Here is a 23,122-nt window from a genome sequence, read left to right as displayed (position 1 = left end):
TCAAAAAGCGGTTCTTTAGTTATAATCTGAAATTTGAACATTTTAACGGAGTTCTTTTGATGCCTGAAAAAAAACCCCGAAAATCGACTTCAAAAAAAGTCCCGCACGAATATGATATTCCTGACAACAGGCATAACTTTGACCGCATCTGGGACCTTCTAAAAGATGAATACCCGGATGCAAAACCATCTCTTAATTACAGCAACCCCCTGGAACTCCTTGTGGCAACCGTTCTTTCTGCCCAGTCGACGGACGTTCAGATCAATAAGGTGACGGAAAATCTGTTCAAAAAGTACAGGACCGCCTGGGATTACGCAAGCGCAGATATCAGAGAACTGGAAGCGGATATTTATTCTACAGGGTTTTACAAAAGCAAAGCAAAAAATATCAAAGCGGCTGCGCAACTGATTATCAAAAATTATGGGGGAGAAGTCCCACAAACAATGGAAGAACTCGTCACCCTTCCAGGAGTGGGGAGAAAGACCGCAAATATAGTGCTTGCCAGGGCTTTTGGGATAATAGAGGGTATTGCCGTGGATACTCATGTGAAAAGAGTTTCAGGAAGGCTGGGGCTTACCAGGAATTCGGACCCGGTAAAAATAGAACAGGACCTCATGTCCCTTGCCCGGAAAGAAGACCTTGATTCGATTTCCATGACCCTGATCCATCACGGTAGAAAAGTTTGCCAGGCAAGAAAACCGAGATGCTCGATCTGTGTTGTAAAAGAACTGTGCCCTTCCAGCATTATTTTTATTGGAGAGTAAACCGGGGTTTCAGGGTACAAAAACAGTTTTACAGTTTTATTAAGAGGAATCTGGAATGCTCATTCCAGAACATGCACTGTGGTAATTTAAGGGTAGCCGTTTCTTCCATTTTCTGGAAAAAGCGGCTTTTCAAAACAGAGAAATGATTTTTGCTCAGGCTTTTTTATTGAAGATCTTTCCAAACCCGAAACTGATCGCCAGCACTGCTACAGTTCCGATTGCAATTGCCATAACTTCTCCACTCTTTCCCATGCCTTCAATAGCGTAGTCAGGCATTGGAGAACTTACTGCGGGTTCCGTTTCTTCGAGTTCTGACATTTTCGACTCTTCAATTACTCCTCCTGCTGCACTTTCCAGCCCGTCGGGGTCGGAAGAGGCAAGGAAAGGAGCAAGGACGGAAAGCAAAAGTGCAATTGCTATTCCTGCGTAAAGGAATTTCATATTCGAGTTTTTGCTCATGCATGAGCCTCCGTCTTGGATTTCTCAGGTCTGGCAGTGTACCCACCTTCAAGCAGGTCAGGACGGGATTTCGCAATCGCCGTGATCACAACCGAAGTGATCAGCCCTTCCCCGATAAAGCCAATTATCAGGTGGAAAGTTCCCATAGCAATAAGCCCGGGTACCAGAGGGAAAGTGCCTGCAAGCCACATCTGAACGGCGCAAACAATTGATGAAACGAAAAGTCCTAACCATGCGCCTCCGAAGGCTGCAATGCTTGTGCCTGCGCTCTTGCGGAGAGCGAGATATGTATAGTATCCTGCAAAGCCGGAAATAATGCCCATGTTAAGGATATTTGCTCCCATGGTGGTGATTCCGCCGTCTCCGAATGCGAAACCCTGTACAAGCAACACGAGTGTGAGAACCAGTACTCCAGCCCAGGGGCTTCCGAAAACAATGGCAACAAGAGTTGCTCCTACCATGTGCCCGCTTGTTCCCATCCCTATAGGGATATTCATGGCCTGAATAGCAAATATTCCTGCTGCAAGGGCAGCAAGGATGGGCACTTTCATCTCTTCAAGCTCACTTTTTGCCCATTTCATTGACATAAAAATAAAAGGAATGCTAATTACCCAGTAAACTATTGCCTGGCTTAGCGGTATAAAAGAATCAGGTATATGCATTTTTATTTTTCCTCTCCTTGAATCTTATATCTTGTCTTTCCCGTTTTCACTGTGAACATTCCAGTTCCCACATTTTTCGGAATATTCATTGTATAAAGAATAAAACACCTAAAAAGTCAGAATACCCTGAATGCTATTCTGTGAATTAATATCAATTAGAAATCTATTATGACTGTTCCGGATGCTCATTTTCAAGGCATTTTCGGAAGATTTTTCTGTTATTTTCTAATTAATTCTGTAATACATATATACATTTTGGTATTATTTTTTTCGATAATTTTTTTATGAAATCTTCCTCCGTGCGGTATTTTTATTTTTTAGTTGAATTAAGTAACCCTGAATTTTCTATCAGGTCGAATAGATATTCATCCCGGAAAAGCTGGTGTTAATCCACATTAGCCTAATTTTTTCTGCCTTTTTGAGGAATGGTGATTGCTTTTATAAGCAATTAGGTAATATATGCTCATCAGATTTTAATCTTTGGTAATATTTATTATGAAAAAAAGGTATATTTGTATATTGCCATATTCTCTATCATATGGAGGAGTATTTATAGACTGCAAGGAAGTTATTGCTAATTACTGGAATTTCAGGTCTTCAACCTACAAAAATGGGATAAATGGGTTCGATGAAGAAGAGCGTGCTGTCTGGAAACAGATCTTTGAAAATTCCCTGGCTTCAGGCAAGCGTTTAAAAGTGCTGGATGTGGGGACAGGTACAGGTTTTCTTGCCCTTCTTTTTGCCGAGATGGGGCATGAGGTTTCTGGTATAGACCTGTCTGAAGGCATGCTTGAGAAAGCGAGGCATAACGCAGATAATATGGGCCTGGAAATTTCTTTATTCCACGGAGACGCGGAAAATCTGCCTTTTGAAGACTGTTCCTTTGATCTGGTTGTTAACAAATACCTTCTCTGGACACTCCAGGAGCCTGCCAGCGCGGTCCGGGAATGGAAGCGTGTCCTTAAACCCGGAGGGATGATCTTTGCCATTGATGGAAACTGGTTTGATCCTCGGCCTGACAGGTATATCAAAAGAATGCTTTACGGGCTGGCAGAGAGGTTTGCAAAAAAGAACCAGTACAATCTTATTTTCAAGAAGTCTTACGACCCTATCAGGAATTCTCTTCCCCTTTACGAAAAAATAAGCCCGAAAAATATTTCCTTTCTCTTTTCTGAAACCGGACTCATGAACACTGAAATCAGCCCTCTTCTGGAAGTGCAGAAATTTCAAAGAAACAGGCATTCATTCTCAAGGAGGATATTTGAGAATAATTCCATATTTTTGATATCCGGGCAGAAAAATTAGAATAAGTCCTCTGCAACATAAAGACTGAAAAACGCCATAATGCCCTGACATTTTTATAATTCTTTCTGTGTATATTTACTCTTTTCTTTTTTTGCTTATATAATGCCTGCCATAAGGATTTTTATTATATTTTTTATTTTTTTCATCTCTTGCGGGATAAAATTTCTCAATATTCTTATTGATAGTTAAATTCATGACCGGCCCGCCACTTGAAACCCGCTGTGACCTTTATATGGTCGCTGCCCAGGCCGAACCCAAAAGGGAAGTATTTGAACAGCTAGCCAGAGTCCTGCCCGAAGGAAGTAAAGTCTCCTACCGCCTTTACGAAAAGGGTCTCCGGAGAATTCTGGACGGCAGTTCACTCTTTGAATTGCCTTCAGGTTTTGAAGAATATCTCAGGGTTCAGCCTGAACCGCCGGTTAATAATACGGTTGTATTTCTTAAAAAGAGATAAAAACGCTTCCAAGCTATTGCAGTTCGATCTGTGGTGCTTTATCTCAAAACCATCTTTTTTAATTTTTTACTAAGATTATGTCTCGTATGCAGATGATCCGTTATTTTACTTCAACTTCGTATTTGTTTCATTTTAGATGATTTTTCTATAGTGCCAGAATGTAACTGGAATTATACAACGTTTAACCTTTTGCGTCTTCTGCCGTTGTATCTGTATTGAGTTTCCAGATTGTTTTGAATCTTCGAAACAATTTCAGAGTACAGCAGATTCTAACTGAAAAATGTAATAATTTCATGGTTTTCTTTCTCTGGACGTAAGTCTGACTTTGCACCGAAAATATATAAAAATCTTAAAAAGCATCTAATAAAAATAAATGTCAATACCTTTTTATATTGTGTTACTCTTTATATCTATATGCATGAGTAAGTTTTATTTATTAATAAATTTTGACATTTTAAGACTTATTCAGTTGAATTCTTGAAAACTTAAAATTATTTTAGAATTTGATAATATTACAATAACGCTGGAGTTATGTCTCTAAACCTGCCGCTGCTTAAGTCCTGAGTTAGAGGGGATGTTAATGGGGAAGAACATTAGGAGTTCTGGTATCGAGATTATTGGAGACACTCCCTGGGGAGCCCGCTTATGCCAGTTTGAATTGAAAGAATCATACGATCATTTAGAAGAATTAGTACAAGAACGAACGGTGCAGCTTGAAAAGGCTTACAAGCGGTTGAAAGAAAGTGAGATGGACCTTTCTGAAGCTCAAAAAATGGCTCATATTGGAAGCTGGAAATGGGATATTGTAACTGGCGAACTCTACTGGTCTGATGAACTTTATCTTATCTTCGGACTTGATCCTCAGGAATTCAGACCAGCTTACAATTCATTTTTTAATTATATACATCCCGGTGATCGAGACTTTGTGGATAATGCCATTAAAAAAGCTTTGAATGGAGAGCAGCTCTATGACAATGACCACAGGATCATCTCAGCTGATGGAGAAGAGCGCATAGTCCATTCCCATGGAGAAGTTATTTTTGATGAGAAAAATACTCCTGTCCGAATGAGAGGAACACTCCAGGACATTACGGAGCGTACTAAGATCGAAGACTCGCTTTTATTAAGCGAGGAGAGGTACCGTTCTTTTATACAGAACTTTACGGGGATTGCTTTTCAGCAAGACGAGGACCTCAACCTGGAGTTTGTAAAAGGGAACGTAGAAGAGATTACCGGGTACAGTGAAGAAGAATTAATGTCTAAGAAGCGGTGGAGAAAAATTGTTGAGAAGCAGGACCTCCCGTTATTCCTTAAAAAAGAAAGAGAGATCAAGAATGCTCGCTCTCCATATTCTGGAAAACTTAGCTACAGAATAAGATGCAAGGACGGAAAAATAAAATGGGTGCATGAAGTATACCAGAAAATTCCAGGCAAAAATGGGAGACCTGATAATCACCAGAGTACAATAACCGACGTTACCGAGAGAATAAAGGCAAAAGAAGCCCTGGTAAAAATTGAGGACGCCAGGAAAAAAGAAATCCACCACAGAATAAAAAACAACCTCCAGGTTATCTCTTCTCTTCTTGACCTTCAGGCTGAAACATTCAACCATAGAGAGACAGTTACTGCTCCGGAAATTCTTGAAGCTTTCAGGGAAAGTCAGAACCGGGTAATCTCGATGTCCCTTATCCATGAAGAACTCTACAGGGGAGAGGGAACCGATACACTGAATTTTTCGGTATACCTTCGAAAGCTGGCTGAAAAACTTTTACAGACTTACAGCCTGAGCAATAAAAATATTTCTCTATTTATGAATCTGGAAGAAAATGCATTCTTTAATATGGATGTTGCTGTCCCGTTAGGAATAATTGTTAATGAACTCGTTTCCAACTCCATCAAACATGCATTTACTGAACAAAATGGGGAAGTTCAAATCCAGCTTTTCAGGGAAGAACAGAATAACGAAATACATAAATCCCTTTTCAGCCTGACGATTTCTGATAATGGAAAAGGAATTTCTGAAAATACAGAATTAGGAAGTGTTAAATCACTTGGACTGCAGCTGGTTAACACTCTTGTTGACCAGGTAGATGGAGAGATCGAGCTTGAGAGAGCAGGAGGAACGAAATTCAGAATTACATTCTGGGCAGCGGAAAGGTCATAAGTCTGGATAAAAGCATCAGAGTCGTCAAAACCCTTAATTATTAGTTCTCAGAAGAACCAACCGCAGGTTATTCAGATATAAAGATGGACGCATAAGATGCAGCCTGCACCAAGGAGCAGGAAAATGACATCTGGTGTTTTTATTTTTGTCCTGAAATACAATTTTTCATGCCCGCTGCCATAGCCCCTGCAAAGCATGCTGATGTAGGTCCTTTCCCCCTGCTCATAAGAGCGTATGAAGATTGAGCTCATGCTGTTTCCTACCTGTTCGAGTACCCACCTCCTGGGCACATCTTTATTCCATATATCAAAGAGCCTGGTCTGCTGTGCGACCCTTATCCTTTTAAGGACTGCCCAGAAAAGGAAGAGGTAACGCACCATCATGCTCAGAAGCAGGGTGAATTCCCTTGGGATGCCCATCCTGTCAGCTGCTGAAACCATATCTCGCAGCCGTGTTGTGGAGGACAGAAGGACAATGGATGTTATGCATACAAGGAATTTTGCAAGTAGCGTGCTCCCAAAGGCAAGGCCCTCATATGTTATGCTCAGCCCCAAAGGCAGGTCAAGAGGGTAAGGAGTATAATTTTCTATGAAGGAAGGCCTCAGGAAAGGCTGGATCAAGGCAATTGCAAGCCCGAAAGGTAAAATTGCAAGAACACGCAGGAAAAAGTACCTTAAATCCAGTCTGGCAGCAAGTACAAGTAGGAGAAGATAGACCTCGACCGCAAAAAGGCGGGTTATGTTTTCTTCATGTATTCGGGGCAGGCTAACAGTATAAAGGATCACAGAAAGCACAAAGAGCAGTTTTACTCTGGGGTCAAGCCTGTGTACAGGGCTGTCTTTATACGACTCACGCTCGATATCAGTAAGTGTTACCATCAGGATTCTCCTCAAAAGCCCCGCAATAGTTTTTATGACTTTTATTCTGTTTTTATTTCATCTCTGCTTTCCGGTTCTCGGATCTTATAACCCGGAGGATTTCATCCCTGGCAGTTTCGGCAGTTATCTGTATATTAACGTCAACGCCTTCCTGTTTCAGCATCTCAAAAACTTCTGCAACCCTGGGAAGCCTCAGATGAGCTTTCCTGAGCAGCGCGGGGTCATTGAAGATCTCTTCCGGGCTTCCGCTGGCTTCAAGTTTGCCGTGGTGAAGTACAAAAACCCTTTCCGCAAAATAAGGAACAACATCCACGTCGTGGGTTGAAAGCAGGAGAGTGATCCCCAGCTCCCTGTTCATTTTCGTAATAAGCTTCAGGACCCGGGCTGAGCTTAAAGGGTCAAGTCCTGCGGTGGGTTCGTCCAGAACAATAACTTCAGGCCTCATGGCAAGGATTCCTGCGATTGCCACAAGTTTTTTCTGTCCGCCGCTCAGGTGGTGCGGGGCTCTCTCTTCAAAACCATTAAGCCCTACCATTTCCAGGGCTTCCTTTACTCTCATTTTCACTTCTTCTCTGGACAGCCCCATATTTATCGGCCCGAAAGCCACATCTTCTTCAACACTTGGGGCAAGCACCTGGTCGTCAGGGTCCTGAAAAACTATCCCTACTGTTCCTCTACACATCCGGACATTCTTTTTTGTTATTTTTTCCCCCTTTACCAGGACTTCTCCGGAAAGAGGGCGCAGGATACCATTGAGGTGTTTGAATAAAGTGGATTTCCCTGCTCCGTTAGCCCCGAGAACTGCGACTCTTTCCCCCCTGTATATCCTGAGGTTTATTCTGTCAAGCGCATTTGCCTCCAGGTGAGGGTATCTGTGGCAGAGATCTTTTACTTCAATAACAGGAGTGCCGGTTACTCCTTCGGGATTACCTGTCTTTTCCGGATCCTTTCCGGTTTCCGGGCCCGTCCTGCCTTCAGCCTGCTCCGGAAGATCTGCTTTTATTATTGAACTTTTTAGGGGGGTTGATTTGCTCATAACTGAAAACGTCCTCTAATGAGACCTTCTCTATATACCTTTTTTAAAAACAGTATTACAGCTAATGAAGTTATCTTTTTTATGCGTTATGGTTTGTATTTTCCTTTTTGAAACAGGTCTTATTAATCAGCCATGTTTTTGATTCTGCTTGTCTTTCACTTAATTCTGTTTAAAGCCAGATGACTGAAGTTAGTATTTTATTTTCCTATCTTTCTTTCACCTTTCTCGCTTTAAGCTTTAATGACAGATACTCCGAGAGATAATTATACAAATCTTCCCAGCATCTTTTCTTTTGATGCAGCGGGTCGTCCTTCACATAGATATGGATTATTTTTTTGCAGCAATTGAGGAGCGGGAAAATCCGGAGCTTCGCGAAAAAGCAGTTGTAGTCTGCATGCTCTCAGGGCGGAGCGAACTGAGCGGGTCTGTAAGCACATGCAATTACGTTGCCCGAGAATTTGGAATCAGGTCAGGAATGCCCTGCTCAAGGGCTAAGAAACTCAATCCTGAAGCTGTTTTCCTTCCGGTCAGAAAAGATTTCTACACCTCGGTTTCGGATAGGATTATGGAAATCCTTCGCAGCTATGCAGACCCTGGAAACGGAGATTCTTTCGAACAGATAAGTGTTGACGAGGCATTCCTTGAGAGCTCAGAAAGGACAGGTGGAGACTTTAGGCTTGCTTTTGAGATCGGGATGCAGATTAAAAAGGAAATTAAAGAAAAAGAAAACCTGACATGCTCCATAGGGATAGGTCCGAATAAGTTAATTTCCAAAATGGCTTCTTCCGCAAAAAAGCCTGATGGGATAACTGTTGTGAGCCCGCAGGACCTGGAAGCTTTCCTCTGGCCGTTAAACGTATCAAAGCTCTGGGGGATCGGGAGTGTAACTGCAGGAAAATTGCAGGAAATGGGTATAGTTACGGTAAAGGACCTTGCAGAGCGGGACGTTATTGAACTTATTTCCATCTTCGGAAAATCAAGGGGCACCTGGCTTAAACAGGCAGCTTCGGGTATTGATGATTCTCCCCTTAAAGAAAGAGACGGCTCGGAGCAGATCGGGAGGATTGCAACACTGCCCGAAGATAGCCTGGATAAAAAGCTGATCTCTTCACTGATCGAGAGGCTAGCAGGGGATGTTATCGAAAAACTGGATTCAAGGGAACTCTCCTTCAGGATTGTGACCGTTACGGTCATAAACTCAAATTTCAGGATGTACACAAAGAGCCGTACACTGAGCCACCCGGTATCTTCAAAAGAAGTCCTCCTTCAGGTATCCGGAGAAATTCTGGATGAATTCCTTTCAGAAAACAGGACTGAGTTCAGGCGAGTGGGAGTAAGGGTGGGAGGTCTCCAGAAAAAAAAAGGTCAGAAAAGCCTTTTTGATTACTGAGGAAGATGTTTGAGTCTTGAAATTAGTTTATTTTTGAAATTATTTTTTTCTTAAAAATTATGTTTATCCTGGAAACCATGTTTATCTTATTGAGAGTGGATTTGAAGAGCTCTGTGTACCATGTCAACAAATCTTGAAAATCTGCTTAATAAGAAACAACTCTGGAGAACGGGCTTAATGAGTTCTGTGTACCATGTCAACAAATCTTGAAAATCTGCTTAATAAGAAACAACTCTGGAGAACGGGCTTAATGAGTTCTGTGTACTATGTCAACCTTCTGCATGGCTCTAACTCTTCACATAATTTATATTTAATTTTTGTATATAATTATGCTCCGTACAGTTTAAATAATTCACTCCGATCTTCTCTGTTTTTTGTTAACCTGCAGGAAAATTTTTTCATAAAATTTATCATACAAGAAATGTAATAATAATAAGGCTAATATTCCAGAATTGCTTCAAGGACCTGAATTTCTATCCCCGTTTTGAGCCAGGCTATTTTTTTATGTAGATTATCTCTGAATGCGGGTTTCTTCAAAACGGCACTTCCTTTGAAATTCGCTAAAATTGGCGAAAAAATTTGTAGAGTGGGTAAGGAAGGACGGCTACATAAGGACGGTTAGGAGAGGGACAATATGATTAAAAAACCGTTTACAATCCAGTTCCCGGAAAATCCGGTTAGCGGATTTAGCTGGGACATCGCGACCAGTAACGGGCTGCAGGTAATGAGGGAAAGATTTATTCCTGAGGATGAGGAACAGACCAGTGGTGGAGGATACCGGGTATGGGATATTCAGGTAACTTGCCAGGGAAGTCAAAAGATAACAGGCACATATCGGAGGGGTAACCAGATAGCAAGTTGTTTTGAAATCAATATTGACGCCGAATAAGAATTTTTACAGGCTGAAAAAATGAAGCCCTGGAAAGGTCGCCTTCTCTGGTAAAAGTCCAATCCGCCCTGCTTTTCCAGGATTCACTTTTCTGCTTTTTCTTTATTTTCTTTTTCTAATTTTTCCAGACCTGCCCCTGTTTTACGATTCCTGATCACGCTTACATAAATTTCACAAGTGGACAGACCTCTATACAGGCTCCACAGTGAGTGCAGCTGTCTTTTATCCAGGCTCTCTTCTCTTTCATTTCAATTGCGCCGTGTTCGCAGTGCCCTACACAGACCCCGCACCCCTGGCAGAGGACAGCTCTCCTTACCGAAAACTCAACCTTTTGCATGAGCTTTTTCAGAGTCTTTTCGTTTTCGCTTCTCCCATTCACGTTTCCTGAAGCAAAGACCTGAGCTCTCGATTCTCCCATAGAAACAGAAGCAGCCCCTTCAATGAAAGAAACCTTCCCTATCGGCTTGAGCATGCCGCTTTCTTCAAGAATCTCTATGTCAATAGCCTGCCCGAAGCTTCCATCAGCAGAAATTCCTCCTGCTTTGCAGGGCCTGTACCCTGTGGCGACCTCGAAATTGAGCTCTTTTGGAGCTTCCTGGGAAGGAAGAAGGGAAATTCCTTTTCTGTCCGCAAGTTCCTGCAATACTTTTGGGTAGCGTTTAAAGCGCCATAAGCCGTACTTCACCCATTCGGGGGAAAGCCCCATTTTCTTTGCATAAGCACGCAGGTGAAAGTTGAGCTTTTCCGCGAGTTCAGGATGGCTTTCCCCAAGCTGGAAGAAATCAGATAAAGACGAAGATGGGCATAGCCAGCACCCCATCCGGTCATACCCTTTCTCATATGCCGGATTGTAAGGAGCCTTCGTCCTGAACAGATAAAGCCAGATGTGCAGGGCTGTCCATTCCTGTATGGGGGACGCTCCAACCTGGTTCCCTACCCATGGGTTTTTCCATACCCTTTTGCTGATAGACCGAGCATGGGACTCGTACTGGCGCTGCCCTATGAAGCTCAGGCAGCCTCCCTCATAGTTTTCGTCAATCAGCCTTGTAATCGGCCCGAGTTTACAGATCTTGCAGCACCAGCGCGTGTCCATTGTAGGGGGGCCGAAAACTCCTATGGACTCCCAGAAAGAATCTCCTGCGCTTGAAGTTCTGAGAGGCTTTCCGTAATATTTCGCAACCTCACTGACATTCTCAAGGGTTTCCGGAAACTCAAGCCCTGTATCTGCAAACATAATCTCATAATCGTCAAGTGCTTCGTCCATCAGCTGCAGGACCGCAAGGCTGTCCTTTCCCCCGGAATATGACACGCTGACTTTCAGGTCCATGTTCCCTGAAACGTCCCTTATGAAGGCATGAGCTTCCTCTATCATTCGGTCCAGGATTTTCTCATTGGCTTTTACAGCATCTTCCCAGTTTCTCCCTGGTTCGAGAGTTTTTGCAGCCGCAGGTGCGGCACTCCAGCGAGGCTTTACCGCATTTCCGCGCTTTTCCTCTATCATCTCTTTTCCTGCCATCCGTGCTCGTCCGCAGCAGACCACTTCTCCGGCAGGGTTCAGGACAACTACTTCATCCTCTTTTTTAATTTCAGGGTCTGCGTCAAGGACTCCGGGAGCCAGGATACTTGCCCCTTTTTTCAGGATGAAAGGCAGGATTTCCTCTTCAATTACTACCCATTTTTTCAGGTCTTTCCTGTCCCTGCCCTGGAAGAGCCGTCTTGCCCCTTCGAGGCGGGGGAGAAGGACCCATTCGCAGCTCTCGATTTCAAACCTTATGGATGCAATAACTTCCCCATCAACTATGATTTCATCCATGCGGTCTTCATAAGGGGCTTTGTTAAGCACCACAAGGCGGTCATCCGGGATAAGTGGGGCATTAAATTGTTTTTCAGAAATGGAATTTATGCGCCTTATATCATAATCAAAAGCGGGACGGATATCTCCGGGAGGAGTTACATCTACTCTTTTTGTTTTACTGCCGCACCCACATTTCTTTCCGAGCACAGGCACATTGCAGGCTTCGCACCAGTGCAGGAGCATTTTGCCAAGGTATGCTGGTCTGGACATGTCACGCAGATTGAGTGAGGTTCACCTTTAAAAGGCTTTGGCTCAACCTTTTTAAAAAAAAGCTTGACCAAAAATTTCTGTAGAAAGCTCTGGCTCAACTTTTTTAAAAAAAAGCTTGACCAAAAATTTCTGTAAAAAGCTCTGGCTCAACCTTTTTAAAAAAAAGCTTGACCAAAAATTTCTGTAAAAAGCTCTGGCTTTTACTATGAGAAAGTCTTAATCTCGAGTTTATTTTGAAGCCGCAGAAGGACTTGCGTATTTGAACTTAAAAAGTAGCATACTTGTTCAATCCAGGTCTTGTTTACTTTTTTCTGAGTTTCCGCCCTCCATACAGGCAGGTCACGCTTCCTAATAATCCGATGCCTGGGGCAGAGTTATTTGTGCTCGATTCATTTTCATCTGAACTACTACCATTTGATCTACTGACATTATTAGATCCAGAAGCAATGTTGTTTGAATTATTTTGATCCTGATATTTTTTAAAAGACTCTTTCTCGACCATTGGACCTATCTCACTCATGAAAGCATAGTCATCTTTCGTGATATTTTCTGGATACCTGTCCCAGATGTCCTGTAATCCAGCTTTATACTCCTCTTTCCTCTTTTCGGAAACATCGAAGTTGTCAATATATTCCATCGTAATATCTTGACTTTCAGGATCTGTAGCAGCAAAAGCAAGCCCTCTATATGGCATACGTTTCACCACATCCGGCAAAGAAGCCTGCAGCTCCAGGTAATCCGCAACCTCCTTCATTCCTTCTTCGCCCAGCTCAGCCTCCAGAGCCTCCATTTTTAACTGGGCAGCATCTTTAACTGGGGTGGTATTTTGCTCTTTGGTAGAAGCTTCTCTTGCAGATTTTTGAGTTTGAATGAATCTTTTTGTCATTATTTCATTAATCACTTTTAAAGGCTCATTGTCTTCAACTTTAAAATCATCAGGATACCTTTCCCATATATCCTGCAGGTCAGCCTTTAATTTCTCTTTATCCTCCTTCTTAAGATCAGATTCGTCAATTGCAGTCATATAAGCAGCCCTGCTCTCGTTATCCGTCGCGGCAAAGGCAATCGAGCTATAAGGAGATGCCTTGACAGCATCCGGCAAAGAGGCTTGCAGCTGCAGGTATTCTGCAACTTTTTTCATTCCTTCCTCACCCATTTCAGCCTCTAGAGCCTCCATCTCTAACTGGGCAGCATCTTTAGTCTGGTTTGTTTGCTGTTCTTCGGTGGAAGCCATTGCTAATGGCGGCAGGAATAAACACAAAACTATGGCAACATGTAGCACTAATATTCCATCTTTAGCATTCATCTGTTCTCTCCAGAGCCAACCATATAAATGGGACAGGTTTTTTCCCATTTTTTGTACTGTAAGCTTTTTCCGCCTATTTCCTGTTCAGAAAAACTTGGACATGAGGGAAGAGTTCGAAACACAGTGCTCTGAAAAGGTGCATTCCGGACAGAATTTTTCTTCTGTTTTTTCGGGCATCAATCCGGCTTTTATTTTTTCCACACGCCTGCATATTTTCAATACTTCTCTGCGGTCCGAACTCTGGATAACTACTTTTCGGATTATCCCTAACTGCTTTTTGATCAAACTCTGGATCAACTTTAGCAATATAAGAGCTAATCTTATGTGGTTTTATGTTGCTCGCATTGAGAATTTTTGGAATTGCTCCTTTAGGACGATGACTTATACGAGGTGTAAGGTAGTTCATTGAATAATTAATATAATCCCCTTATATATTAGAATCTAAGCACTATACTAGGAATAGTCCCAAATGATCACCTATATGTTAATCCCAGGAGAATAACAAAAAGTACAATGCATAATAATACAAGCTCTATAATATATTTAACTGATTTACTCATAATTCGACACCTTTTTACTATCATTTTAGTCCAAACATGTGAAGTACATTGACTCATGAATTGTACTTAGAACTTATTTTGTTCTCCTACGGTTAGAAATTTAGTTTCAGCCGCAGATTAATCCCTCTTCCACAAGAATGACTATAAATAAAAAAATTAAAGTGTAGATATTTTTGGCTGAAATACTATTTGTGGGTCTAAAAAATTGCAAAAATCAAATTTTACATACAACAATTTTAGTATTTTGCTTTTGAAAGCATTATGAGGTTTTATGAAAGAATTGTAGAGTTAACCTTGCCTTTCTATAGTAACGCAACCAAATTTCTACCTTTGATAAATTATTTTTTCACAATCATTATAGTTAAGGAGCAGTTTCTTCAAAAATAACCCGATAATTACCGTTTTGATCACATTTTATGTAAAGGTTGTCATAAAACTCACGTATAACTATACCAGTACCTTCAATAAATATTCCCCACTGGAAAGTTCCTCTACCGTAGATGTCTGAGCGAGTACCTGAACTATATTCGATACTTCCTTCTTCCCAGTTACTAACTGACCAATATAATGCATAATTTCTTACGTACCATGAATCTATATAATGAGCATCTACAGTCTGACCATTATAAGTAAAATACCCCTTTGTATAAATTGTGTAGACTTTAACACCAGTCCAAGAATAGAGTTCCTTATATCCTTTAATGGTGGGAGTAGTCGAAACACTCGCTATAGTAGCAGTTTGAGTTGTTATTTCATTATTTGTTTCTTCCTCTACGCCAGTAATGAAGAAATAGCTTCCATTTGTGAAGGTTATATTTGATCCATCTCTTAGTTGATAAGTCCTTAAATTAATTTTATCTGAAGCAGTATCATTTTCTTTAAGATCATTTATTGAAATTTTATCTTTGTTTGCTTTAACATAATTCGCAACCACATCTTCTGTGGATAAGTTTTTTTTATTGGAATTCAGTGAATCTATTAGCCCTTGTTCCAATTCAGAAGGCTTCTTACTGATCTTTGAGATTTCTTGTGCACTCACAGCTGGTATCAATGTCATACCAACCAGTAGTATTACCAAAATTAATATTCCTATTCCAAACCTTTTATTGAACATTATATTACATTCCTAGTTATTTTTTCCCTAGGAGGCAGAATAAGACAAGCTTAAATATACGCTAAGCTAACTTAATTATGCCTCGTAGGGTATGTTTTATGGAGTTCGACTGAACCTGGAAAGTTTATTTGAACTCCATAAATCCCTCTTACCTAACTCCTTATATGTTTTCTGTCCAGATTATCAAACAATCAGAAATGATGTTGGATTTATGATTATTTTTTTCAAAATTACTACTTTATTGACTAATTGTTTGAGACTCTGGAGAAAAAACTTATATATTCATACTCAACGCAAGTTCTTTCTTACACCTAAAAAATGAGAAATGTTATTGTTAATAAAGATACAAACTGTGTTCAGTCGCACTCAAAAAAGTCCTTACAACTGTTACTGAACAACAGTTTTGTTTTTGCTTTTTTTATTATGCTGCAATCCTTTTCCATCCATTCATGATTTAGAAAAACTTGGACATGAGGGAAGAATTCGAAACACAGTGCTCTGAAAAGGTGCATTCCGGACAGAATTTTTCTTCTGTTTTTTCGGGCATCAATCCGGCTTTTATTTTTTCCACACGCCTGCATATTTTCAATACTTCCCTGCGGTCCGAACTCCGGATAACTACTTTTCGGATTATCCCGAAACTTACGTATTCGACAAAACCGAAAGGAATTTCTTTTCCGGTCTCGCTTTCAAGGAGAAGGGCAAGTGCTGCAATGTGTATTCTGTCAGATGCCCATACGCCCTGAATGGGGCAGCTTCCGGGCCTTATTATTGAGGGGACATTTGCGCCTTCAAAACAGACTATCTTGGAAGGTGATCCCTTCAGGTTCAGGCGCTTTGAGAAAATAATGGGCTCCGTTTTTACAGGGGTAAGTGCCGCAAGCATGGCATCATTTCCGAATTCTTCTATCCCTTTGAGAAGGTTGGCTGCAATTTCAGGGATTTTAGCTCTTGCCCGCGCGTCCCCTTCTTCCAGAAATCCTTTTTCTGTGCGTTCAAATTCTTTTGGAAACATTAACGGGAGGTCTTTACATGCATAAGTGAGAGCAGCTTCGAGTTCTTTGCACATGGTATCGGCGTTTAACGAACACTTTTTCACAATTTCCGAATAATTCAGGGAGAGTTCCTTCAGAAGCATTCTCTCAAGACGGGAAGCATTAATTTCCGGGAGCAGTTCATATCCCCGGCTGACAAAGTAAACCCTTCGCGGGCAATTGATATACAGGAGCAGGTCTGAGACGCTGATCTCCGGGTTCTGTGAATCTGTGGGCATCACATTGTAATTTCTCTTCTAAATATTATAAATTTTTTCATAAAGAGCTTCTCGTATTCGACAGTTAACGCTCTGCGACAATTGCCGAACTGACATTCGTTAGATATATATGCTAATGTTTCCTCTTAGATTAAGTAAGTCATGACATCCAATGATTCCTCAGAAAATCTGCGCAACCGCCTGGCGGAAAAAATGGCTGGAGATATCACACTCTCAGAGAAACCCGGAGAGTCCCTGAAAAAGTGGAGGTTAAACTTCGAGATATCCCAGACTGATATTGCAAATTACCTTAAGGTCTCTCCCTCCGTTATCAGCGATTATGAAAGCGGGAGGCGAAAGTCTCCAGGGACACTGATCGTCCGGAAGATCGTGGAGTCCCTGCTTGAAATCGATCTAGAGAGGGGAGGCAAAAAGATTCACACCTACGAAACTATGCTTAATGCCGAAAGCGGCTCAAAATCAATCTACTCAACCTACGAGTATACTCTCCCGATACAGCTTGCTAAACTGGTTAACCTTATTGAAGGCGATATAGTCTATAAAGGAATCGAGAAGCCTCTATATGGTTTTTCTGTTGTCGACAGCCAGCGGGCAATCCTGGAACTTTCCTCACACGAGTTTCAGAAGCTCTACGGCTGGAGTACGGACAGAGCCATGATCTTTACAAAAGTCAGTACCGGAAAATCCCCCCTGGTAGCTATCCGGGTAACTAACCTGAAGCCCGGAGCTGTTGTGCTTCACGGACTTCGTAAAGAAGAGGTAGAATCTGTTGCAGTCAAGATGGCGGAAGTAGACCGTGTCCCCCTGGTCGCAACCACAATGGACCTCGATCAGATTGTGCAGCTACTGAAAAAATACAGTCAATACTACGCAAGGGAATGACCCCCTGGAATACCCTAAACACTTAAAAACAGGTGAAAGCATGACCATTGGAATAGTATCTTACGGCGCATATGTTCCGAGATACCGCATAAAAATTGAAGAAATTGCCCGGCTCTGGGGTGATGACGCAGAGGCTCTCAAAAACGGCCTCATGGTGTATGAAAAATCCGTACCCGATATCGATGAAGACGCAGCAACAATTGCCGTGGAGGCAGCAAGAAACGCAATGATAAGAAGTGGCGTCGATCCCTCCAGAATAGGGGCGGTGTATACCGGTTCTGAAAGTCACCCTTACGCCGTAAAACCGACAAGCACCATTGTCGCTCAGGCTATTGGCGCAACTCCTCAAATGACTGCAGCAGACTTTGAGTTTGCATGTAAAGCAGGGACAGCCGCAGTTCAGGCATGTATGGGGCTCGTAGGCTCGGGAATGGTCGATCTTGGTCTGGCTATAGGAGCGGACGTTTCCCAGGGAGCTCCTAGTGATGCCCTTGAATATACCGCAGCAGCAGGAGGAGTCGCCTGTCTTATAGGTAGAAATGAATCCGAACTTGCTGCTATCATTGAAGATACATACTCTTTTACAACAGATACTCCCGACTTCTGGAGAAGGGAAGGAATGCCTTACCCCGAGCACGGAGGGCGTTTTACGGGAGAACCCGGGTACTTCAAACATGTAACAAACGGAGCAAAAGGCCTGCTTGAAAAACTCGGGGCAAAGCCTGAAGATTATGATTACGCGGTCTTCCACCAGCCAAACGGAAAGTTCCCGAGCAAGGCTGCAAAGATGCTAGGGTTCACAAAAGCTCAGATTACTCCCGGACTTGTTGTCCCGAAAATAGGAAACACCTATTCAGGTTCCTGCCTCATGGGAATTGCTGCAACCCTTGACCAGGCAAAGCCAGGGGACAGGATATTTGCAACCGCATTCGGGTCCGGAGCAGGTTCTGACGCGTTCAGCATAACGGTTACTGACAGGATTGAGGAAATCCGAAACAGGGCTCCGACGGTTTCCGAACTTATCAAGGATCCTGTATACATCGACTACGCAAGGTATGCCAGGCATAAAGGCAAGATCCGCCTGGCCTGAAAACGGGGTGAATAATAATGAGAGACGTAGCAATTATCGGAGTAAAGAATACTAAATTTGGCGAACTCTGGGAGCGCTCCTTAAGAGACATAGTCGTGGAAGCCGGAATCGGAGCAATCCAGGACGCAGGAGTAAGCGGAAAAGATATTGATGCCCTTTATATTGGAAACATGAGTGGAGGCCGCTTTGTTGAGCAGGAACACATAGGCGCACTCATCGCAGATTATTCCGGGCTTTCAAGGAACCTTCATGTCCCGGCTACCAGGGTGGAAGCCGCCTGTGCATCTGGAGGGCTTGCCCTGCGCCAGGCTATAATGGCTGTGGCTTCAGGTTACAGCGAAATCGTGGTCGCAGCAGGGGCAGAGAAAATGACAGATGTAGGCTCTGAAGAAGCATCTTCGGCTCTTGCGGCAGCCGCTGACCGTGAATGGGAAGGCATGGCAGGAGCAACATTTCCCGGGCTGTATGCAATGATTGCAAAGCTTCATATGCATATGTACGGAACCACAGGTGAGCAGCTTGCGGAAGTAGCTGTGAAGAACCACAAAAACGGATCTTTTAACCCTATTGCCCAGTACAAGAACACAATCACCGTAGATAATGTTCTGAACTCAATAATGGTAGCTGACCCGTTGCATATCTTTGACTGCTCTCCGATAACAGATGGAGCATCTGCGCTTGTCCTTGCACCTGCGGAGATTGCCCACAAATATACCGACACTCCAATTTACATTAAAGCAACAGCACAGGCAAGCGATACAATTGCCCTGCATGACAGGAGAGACATCACAACTCTGGATGCAACCGTGATGGCTGCAAAGCGGGCATATTCTATGGCAAAACTTACCCCTGAAGATATCGACCTTGTAGAGGTCCATGACTGCTTTACCATTGCAGAGATCTGTGCAATTGAAGACCTCGGCTTTGCAGAGAAAGGTAAAGGCGGAATTGTCACAGAAAACGGAGAAACCGCAATTGGAGGCAGGATTCCTGTCAACACATCCGGCGGCCTGAAAGCCTGCGGGCATCCTGTAGGGGCAACCGGAATAAAACAGGCGGTGGAAATCGTAACCCAGCTGCGTGGAGAAGCAGGAAAGCGCCAGGTAGCAGGAGCTGAGTACGGGATGACCCATAACGTCGGAGGGTCAGGAGCGACAGCAGTAGTACATATTTTGTCGAGGGGGATGTGATATTCGATGTCTTCTGTTCCAAGATTCTGGAGAAACCTCGGCAGCAGGTATAACCTTGAAGGCACCCGCTGCAAGGAATGCGGGGAATATTTCTATCCCCCACGCAATGTTTGCGTAAACTGCAGGCGCATGGGAGAGCTTGAACCCTTCAAATTCAAAGGCACGGGTGAAATTGTAAGCTATACACTGATTCACACCGGTGCTGAAGGTTTTGAAGGCCAGGCTCCTTACACCCTTGCAATCATTAAACTGGATGAAGGTCCTCGCCTTACCTCTCAGGTGGTCGGCAATACCGATAATATCCAGATCGGAACGCGGGTCAGGTCTGTGTTCAGAAAACTCGGGGAAGATGGCGAACGTGGTATGATCTACTACGGCACCAAATTCGTCCCTGTGGATGCCTGATAGTTTTCGGATATTTCCTTCCAGGCATCTGCTGTTAATTCCCCTATTAATTAATAATGGATTAAACCATAAATTGAGCCAAACCATAAATTGAGCCGGAGATGTCTGGAATTATGATTGAAGTGGAAGTCAAGGTTAGAGCGGATCACTCAAAGATCCGCCATCTACTTTTAGAAATTGGGGCAAGTAAAATCGGGGTTGAAGAACAGTCAGATGTCTATTTTGCAGCTCCATACCGCGATTTTGCAAAGACCGATGAGGCTCTCAGGATACGCTCTCTGGGAGGACATTCTGTGCTGACCTATAAAGGTCCTAAACTTGATAAAGTTTCCAAAACCAGAGTGGAGATCGAAACTCCAGTGGATGGGACTGCTACAGCTAAAATTTTCCACTCTCTGGGCTTCATGGAAGCCGGTGCAGTCCGCAAAAAAAGGGATATTTTCAGAGCAGGAGAGATTATTGTCTGTCTTGATGCCGTCGAAGGGCTCGGAGAGTTTCTGGAAGTAGAGCTCGATGTGGAAGATAAAAAAGATCTCGAAAGTTCAAGGGCAGAATTATTTAAATTCTTATCTCAGTTTGGCCTGAGTGAAAAAGATTCTATCCGGACTTCTTACCTTGAAATGGTGCTGGAAAAAAGAAATTGATAACGTTCCTGGATTATAACTTTCCTGGGTTTTAATTTTCCTGGGTTTTAATTTTCCTGGGTTTTAATTTTCCTGGGTTTTAATTTTCCTGGGTTTTAATTTTCCTGGATTAGCTGTTATCTTCATGCCCGCATTATTACGGGCACGAAGACGAAAATCAAACTTTAACCTGTCTAAAGCCGGGTTTAAGCTTCTATGTTATTTTGATTTTACCTGATTATTTTAATTTTACCCGATTCTAACTTTTTTTCAATCTTTACCTTATCCTGGAGCCCGGTTTAATCTCCTTATCCGGCATCAGGGCTGCCACAATTGCTCCGCCGTCATCGGCTGCAAGCATCATGCCGTTAGATTCAACTCCGCATAGTTTGGCGGGTTTCAGGTTAGCGAGCACGATTACGGATTTGCCTACAAGTTCTTCTGGAGTGTAATATGAAGCCATGCCTGCAACAAGCTGCCTGGGCTTTTCCTCTCCTATATCCACTTCAATCCTCAGGAGCTTTTTTGACTTTTTCACAGGTTCGGCGAGGAGTACTTTTCCTACCCTTATGTCAAGTTTTGCAAAGTCCTCGTAATCGATCACTGGAAGGGTTTCTACCTGTACTTTCTCTTCAACTTCTGCAACATCTACTGTTTTTTCGGATGCTTTTGATGCTTCAGAGGGTCCCATTCCTTCGGACTTTGAAGGCTCTTTTTCGCCTCCTTTTACTCCGTTTCTCTTTGCATTTGCGGCTGCTACACGCTGGTTTGCAATCTCTTCCATCTCTCCTATCCTGTCATCTTCGAGCTTGGTAAAGAGGATTTCAGGTTTTGCAAGTTTTGTGCCTGCTTTCAGGGGCACAAGGGTCTCTTCATAAAGTGCGGCATGTATGTCGCTCTCCTGCCCTAGCCCTTTCCAGGCTTTCTCCATTGTCTGCGGGATAACGGGTTCAAATATCAGGCTCAGGGCTTTTGCCAGGTGCAGGCAGTTATAGACGACCTGTCCGCATGCATCCCTGTCTTCTTTTATCAGTTTCCAGGGTTCATGGGACTGGAAATAAGTGTTACCGAAAGATGCAAGAGCCATGGCAGAGTCCACTGCTTTCTTGAACTCGTACTCTTCCATTGCAGCTTTGACCTCTACGAGAGCTTTTTCTATCTCTTTCCGGATTTCAGGCTCTACTTCACCTTCCGGGACTTCTCCGTAGTTCTTGAAAGCAAAGAGCATGGTCCTGTAAAGGAAGTTTCCGAGAACTGCAACCAGTTCGGCATTGATCTTTTCCTGAAGCACGCGCCAGGAGAAGTTCAGTTCCTTGGTGTGGGAGGTATAGCTTGCAAGGTAATACCTGAGAAGGTCGGGATGGAAGCCGTGGTCAAGATAATCTTCCCCAACCCAGACTACATAGCCTCTGGTTTTCGAGAACTTCCTGTCTTCGATTTTTACCATCCCTGAAGCTACAACTGCTGTTGGCACGGAGTAATCTGCGCCTTTAAGCATGGCAGGCCAGAAGATGCAGTGGTGATAGGTTATGTCCCCTCCTATAAAGTGGACTATTTCCCCGTCTCCCTTCCAGAACTTTTCCCAGGAGTCTCCTGCCTGTGCAGCCCATTCCTCGGTAAAAGCGATATAACCTATCGGAGCGTCCACCCAGACATAAACCACAAGGTCTTCGTGTCCCGGAAATTTAACTCCCCACTCAAGGTTCCGTGTAATGCACCAGTCCGTAAGCCCCTGCTTTACCCAGCCGCGTGCGTAGTTGATGGCATTTGTGGTCCCTCCGAGGTCTTTTGAGAGGTAATCCATCAGGTAGTTGCTGAACTCGGAAAGCTTGAAAAAGAAGTGTTCCTGCTGGCGGTACTCTGCAGGGCCTCCGCAGATGGTACATACAGGGTTCTGAAGCTCCCCGGGCTCAAGATGTTTTCCGCAGCCCTGGTCGCATTCATCTCCTCTGGCAGTTTCTCCGCAGTGAGGGCAGGCTCCTTCTACATAACGGTCAGGAAGGAAGCGGTTGCATGCCGGACAGTAGGCGATTTCTATAATTTTCGGGTAGACATATCCTTTTTCAATCAGCCTGCTCACTATGTCGTGGGTCCGGTTGTGGTTTTCAGGGTCATCCGTTGTCCCGAAAGCATCAAAATAAATTCCAAGCTCCTTGAAAGTTTCGTCAAAGTGTTTGTGATATATTTCTACAAGTTCTGTTGGGGTAATTCCCAGTTCTTCGGCGTTTACGGCAATAGGGGTTCCATGGGTGTCCGAGCCACAAACAAAGGTTACTTCCCGCCCCTCTTTTTTCAGGGAACGGGCATAAATATCAGCGGGCACATAGGTCCGGAGATGCCCGATATGTGCCTTGCCATTGGCATAGGGCAGGCCGCATGTGACAAGTACGGGTTTACTGGATGATTTTGACATTCTTATCTCCATATATTTTTCTAGATGTATCTCTTCTGGATGACTGCAATTCTGAAATATATTTCGCTTATCGTGGTTACAAGGGAACTTATTTGAGGGATAGTTGATTATCATATATAAAGAGGGGTGGAATTCAGAGAAACATAAATACTTGCTCTGACAATTCAGACCTATTGGATTAATCTTTTTATTTGCGGGCT

At 43.2% G+C, this 23,122-nt stretch carries 21 protein-coding genes; 11 read left to right on the top strand and 10 right to left on the bottom strand.

Annotation, left to right across the window (positions count from 1 at the left end; genetic code table 11):
- Nucleotides 1–59: 59 nt before the first annotated feature.
- Entirely contained in the window at nucleotides 60–764 is a 705-nt protein-coding gene (nth, locus tag M886_RS01645) for an endonuclease III (protein ID WP_048039673.1), read from the top strand.
- 153 nt (nucleotides 765–917) lie between these two features.
- Here the strand turns inward: nth and M886_RS01640 are convergent, their stop codons facing one another.
- Both M886_RS01640 and cbiM read right to left on the bottom strand, forming a co-directional pair.
- Nucleotides 918–1,223: a PDGLE domain-containing protein gene (locus tag M886_RS01640; RefSeq protein ID WP_048042728.1), complete on the bottom strand. Its 306-nt coding sequence runs from the start codon at nucleotides 1,221–1,223 to the stop codon at nucleotides 918–920.
- A complete protein-coding gene (gene cbiM / locus M886_RS01635; protein ID WP_011032843.1) occupies nucleotides 1,220–1,885 on the bottom strand; it encodes a cobalt transporter CbiM in 666 nt (221 codons plus the stop codon). The genes M886_RS01640 and cbiM overlap by 4 nt, the downstream gene beginning before the upstream one ends.
- Nucleotides 1,886–2,404: 519 nt before the next feature.
- Here cbiM and M886_RS01630 point away from each other — a divergent pair.
- The 3 genes from M886_RS01630 to M886_RS01620 all read left to right on the top strand — a co-directional run bounded on the left by M886_RS01630 (nucleotide 2,405) and on the right by M886_RS01620 (nucleotide 5,808).
- Nucleotides 2,405–3,190, top strand: a complete 786-nt coding sequence (locus M886_RS01630; RefSeq protein WP_235203847.1) for a class I SAM-dependent methyltransferase — start codon at nucleotides 2,405–2,407, stop codon at nucleotides 3,188–3,190.
- A gap of 193 nt (nucleotides 3,191–3,383) precedes the next feature.
- Nucleotides 3,384–3,644: a nicotianamine synthase family protein gene (locus tag M886_RS01625; protein ID WP_048050528.1), complete on the top strand. Its 261-nt coding sequence runs from the start codon at nucleotides 3,384–3,386 to the stop codon at nucleotides 3,642–3,644.
- Between the two features lie 580 nt (nucleotides 3,645–4,224).
- A complete protein-coding gene (locus tag M886_RS01620; RefSeq protein WP_048050527.1) occupies nucleotides 4,225–5,808 on the top strand; it encodes a sensor histidine kinase in 1,584 nt (527 codons plus the stop codon).
- A gap of 71 nt (nucleotides 5,809–5,879) precedes the next feature.
- On the opposite strand, the gene cbiQ is transcribed toward M886_RS01620, so the two are convergent.
- A complete protein-coding gene (gene cbiQ, locus M886_RS01615) occupies nucleotides 5,880–6,686 on the bottom strand; it encodes a cobalt ECF transporter T component CbiQ (RefSeq protein ID WP_048046297.1) in 807 nt (268 codons plus the stop codon).
- A gap of 52 nt (nucleotides 6,687–6,738) precedes the next feature.
- Entirely contained in the window at nucleotides 6,739–7,722 is a 984-nt protein-coding gene (locus tag M886_RS01610; RefSeq protein ID WP_048050526.1) for an energy-coupling factor ABC transporter ATP-binding protein, read from the bottom strand.
- A gap of 292 nt (nucleotides 7,723–8,014) precedes the next feature.
- On the opposite strand from M886_RS01610, the gene dinB reads away from it, so the two are divergent.
- Both dinB and M886_RS01600 read left to right on the top strand, forming a co-directional pair.
- Complete coding sequence (gene dinB, locus M886_RS01605) at nucleotides 8,015–9,112, top strand: DNA polymerase IV (RefSeq protein WP_080927446.1); 1,098 nt, start codon at nucleotides 8,015–8,017, stop codon at nucleotides 9,110–9,112.
- Nucleotides 9,113–9,746: 634 nt separating this feature from the next.
- The gene (locus tag M886_RS01600; RefSeq protein ID WP_015411419.1) at nucleotides 9,747–10,001 is read left to right on the top strand and encodes a protease inhibitor I42 family protein; all 255 of its coding nucleotides are present in this window, start codon (nucleotides 9,747–9,749) and stop codon (nucleotides 9,999–10,001) included.
- 160 nt (nucleotides 10,002–10,161) lie between these two features.
- Here M886_RS01600 and M886_RS01595 read toward each other — a convergent pair whose 3' ends face one another.
- The 5 genes from M886_RS01595 to M886_RS01575 form a co-directional block, all read right to left on the bottom strand.
- Nucleotides 10,162–12,066: a phosphoadenosine phosphosulfate reductase domain-containing protein gene (locus M886_RS01595; protein WP_048050525.1), complete on the bottom strand. Its 1,905-nt coding sequence runs from the start codon at nucleotides 12,064–12,066 to the stop codon at nucleotides 10,162–10,164.
- 301 nt (nucleotides 12,067–12,367) lie between these two features.
- The gene (locus M886_RS01590; protein WP_235203846.1) at nucleotides 12,368–13,372 is read right to left on the bottom strand and encodes a hypothetical protein; all 1,005 of its coding nucleotides are present in this window, start codon (nucleotides 13,370–13,372) and stop codon (nucleotides 12,368–12,370) included.
- An 84-nt stretch (nucleotides 13,373–13,456) separates the two neighbouring features.
- Nucleotides 13,457–13,669, bottom strand: a complete 213-nt coding sequence (locus M886_RS01585) for a Dna2/Cas4 domain-containing protein (RefSeq protein WP_235203845.1) — start codon at nucleotides 13,667–13,669, stop codon at nucleotides 13,457–13,459.
- A gap of 624 nt (nucleotides 13,670–14,293) precedes the next feature.
- Nucleotides 14,294–15,046 (bottom strand): hypothetical protein, encoded by a 753-nt coding sequence (locus tag M886_RS01580; RefSeq protein ID WP_011032824.1) that lies wholly within the window; start codon nucleotides 15,044–15,046, stop codon nucleotides 14,294–14,296.
- 454 nt (nucleotides 15,047–15,500) lie between these two features.
- Complete coding sequence (locus M886_RS01575) at nucleotides 15,501–16,319, bottom strand: CRISPR-associated protein Cas4 (protein WP_152557980.1); 819 nt, start codon at nucleotides 16,317–16,319, stop codon at nucleotides 15,501–15,503.
- A 141-nt stretch (nucleotides 16,320–16,460) separates the two neighbouring features.
- On the opposite strand from M886_RS01575, the gene M886_RS01570 reads away from it, so the two are divergent.
- The 5 genes from M886_RS01570 to cyaB all read left to right on the top strand — a co-directional run bounded on the left by M886_RS01570 (nucleotide 16,461) and on the right by cyaB (nucleotide 20,530).
- Nucleotides 16,461–17,201, top strand: coding sequence for a helix-turn-helix domain-containing protein (locus M886_RS01570; protein WP_011032822.1), 741 nt, complete (start codon nucleotides 16,461–16,463; stop codon nucleotides 17,199–17,201).
- A gap of 40 nt (nucleotides 17,202–17,241) precedes the next feature.
- Entirely contained in the window at nucleotides 17,242–18,291 is a 1,050-nt protein-coding gene (locus M886_RS01565; RefSeq protein WP_011032821.1) for a hydroxymethylglutaryl-CoA synthase, read from the top strand.
- 17 nt (nucleotides 18,292–18,308) lie between these two features.
- A complete protein-coding gene (locus M886_RS01560) occupies nucleotides 18,309–19,481 on the top strand; it encodes a thiolase domain-containing protein (protein ID WP_048038448.1) in 1,173 nt (390 codons plus the stop codon).
- Nucleotides 19,482–19,487: 6 nt separating this feature from the next.
- Nucleotides 19,488–19,886 (top strand): Zn-ribbon domain-containing OB-fold protein, encoded by a 399-nt coding sequence (locus M886_RS01555; protein WP_011032819.1) that lies wholly within the window; start codon nucleotides 19,488–19,490, stop codon nucleotides 19,884–19,886.
- A gap of 113 nt (nucleotides 19,887–19,999) precedes the next feature.
- Nucleotides 20,000–20,530, top strand: coding sequence for a class IV adenylate cyclase (cyaB, locus tag M886_RS01550; RefSeq protein WP_048046298.1), 531 nt, complete (start codon nucleotides 20,000–20,002; stop codon nucleotides 20,528–20,530).
- Nucleotides 20,531–20,786: 256 nt separating this feature from the next.
- Here the strand turns inward: cyaB and metG are convergent, their stop codons facing one another.
- Nucleotides 20,787–22,934, bottom strand: a complete 2,148-nt coding sequence (metG, locus tag M886_RS01545; protein WP_084685030.1) for a methionine--tRNA ligase — start codon at nucleotides 22,932–22,934, stop codon at nucleotides 20,787–20,789.
- Between the last annotated feature and the right edge of the window lie 188 nt (nucleotides 22,935–23,122).

It is taken from the genome of Methanosarcina soligelidi (assembly GCF_000744315.1).
Lineage (GTDB): Archaea > Halobacteriota > Methanosarcinia > Methanosarcinales > Methanosarcinaceae > Methanosarcina > Methanosarcina mazei.
This window is presented reverse-complemented; position numbering and strand designations above follow the sequence as displayed.

What these genes read in the sequence shown, in the direction of transcription:
- M886_RS01560 (WP_048038448.1), top strand. Translation starts at nt 18,309, where the DNA reads ATGAGAGACGTAGCAATTATCGGAGTAAAGAATACTAAATTTGGCGAA.
- metG (WP_084685030.1), bottom strand. Translation starts at nt 22,934, where the DNA reads ATGGAGATAAGAATGTCAAAATCATCCAGTAAACCCGTACTTGTCACA.
- M886_RS01620 (WP_048050527.1), top strand. Translation starts at nt 4,225, where the DNA reads ATGGGGAAGAACATTAGGAGTTCTGGTATCGAGATTATTGGAGACACT.
- M886_RS01570 (WP_011032822.1), top strand. Translation starts at nt 16,461, where the DNA reads ATGACATCCAATGATTCCTCAGAAAATCTGCGCAACCGCCTGGCGGAA.
- M886_RS01595 (WP_048050525.1), bottom strand. Translation starts at nt 12,066, where the DNA reads ATGTCCAGACCAGCATACCTTGGCAAAATGCTCCTGCACTGGTGCGAA.
- cbiM (WP_011032843.1), bottom strand. Translation starts at nt 1,885, where the DNA reads ATGCATATACCTGATTCTTTTATACCGCTAAGCCAGGCAATAGTTTAC.
- M886_RS01565 (WP_011032821.1), top strand. Translation starts at nt 17,242, where the DNA reads ATGACCATTGGAATAGTATCTTACGGCGCATATGTTCCGAGATACCGC.
- M886_RS01640 (WP_048042728.1), bottom strand. Translation starts at nt 1,223, where the DNA reads ATGAGCAAAAACTCGAATATGAAATTCCTTTACGCAGGAATAGCAATT.
- M886_RS01575 (WP_152557980.1), bottom strand. Translation starts at nt 16,319, where the DNA reads ATGCCCACAGATTCACAGAACCCGGAGATCAGCGTCTCAGACCTGCTC.
- nth (WP_048039673.1), top strand. Translation starts at nt 60, where the DNA reads ATGCCTGAAAAAAAACCCCGAAAATCGACTTCAAAAAAAGTCCCGCAC.
- M886_RS01555 (WP_011032819.1), top strand. Translation starts at nt 19,488, where the DNA reads ATGTCTTCTGTTCCAAGATTCTGGAGAAACCTCGGCAGCAGGTATAAC.
- M886_RS01600 (WP_015411419.1), top strand. Translation starts at nt 9,747, where the DNA reads ATGATTAAAAAACCGTTTACAATCCAGTTCCCGGAAAATCCGGTTAGC.
- M886_RS01590 (WP_235203846.1), bottom strand. Translation starts at nt 13,372, where the DNA reads ATGAATGCTAAAGATGGAATATTAGTGCTACATGTTGCCATAGTTTTG.
- M886_RS01625 (WP_048050528.1), top strand. Translation starts at nt 3,384, where the DNA reads ATGACCGGCCCGCCACTTGAAACCCGCTGTGACCTTTATATGGTCGCT.
- cbiQ (WP_048046297.1), bottom strand. Translation starts at nt 6,686, where the DNA reads ATGGTAACACTTACTGATATCGAGCGTGAGTCGTATAAAGACAGCCCT.
- M886_RS01610 (WP_048050526.1), bottom strand. Translation starts at nt 7,722, where the DNA reads ATGAGCAAATCAACCCCCCTAAAAAGTTCAATAATAAAAGCAGATCTT.
- cyaB (WP_048046298.1), top strand. Translation starts at nt 20,000, where the DNA reads ATGATTGAAGTGGAAGTCAAGGTTAGAGCGGATCACTCAAAGATCCGC.
- M886_RS01580 (WP_011032824.1), bottom strand. Translation starts at nt 15,046, where the DNA reads ATGTTCAATAAAAGGTTTGGAATAGGAATATTAATTTTGGTAATACTA.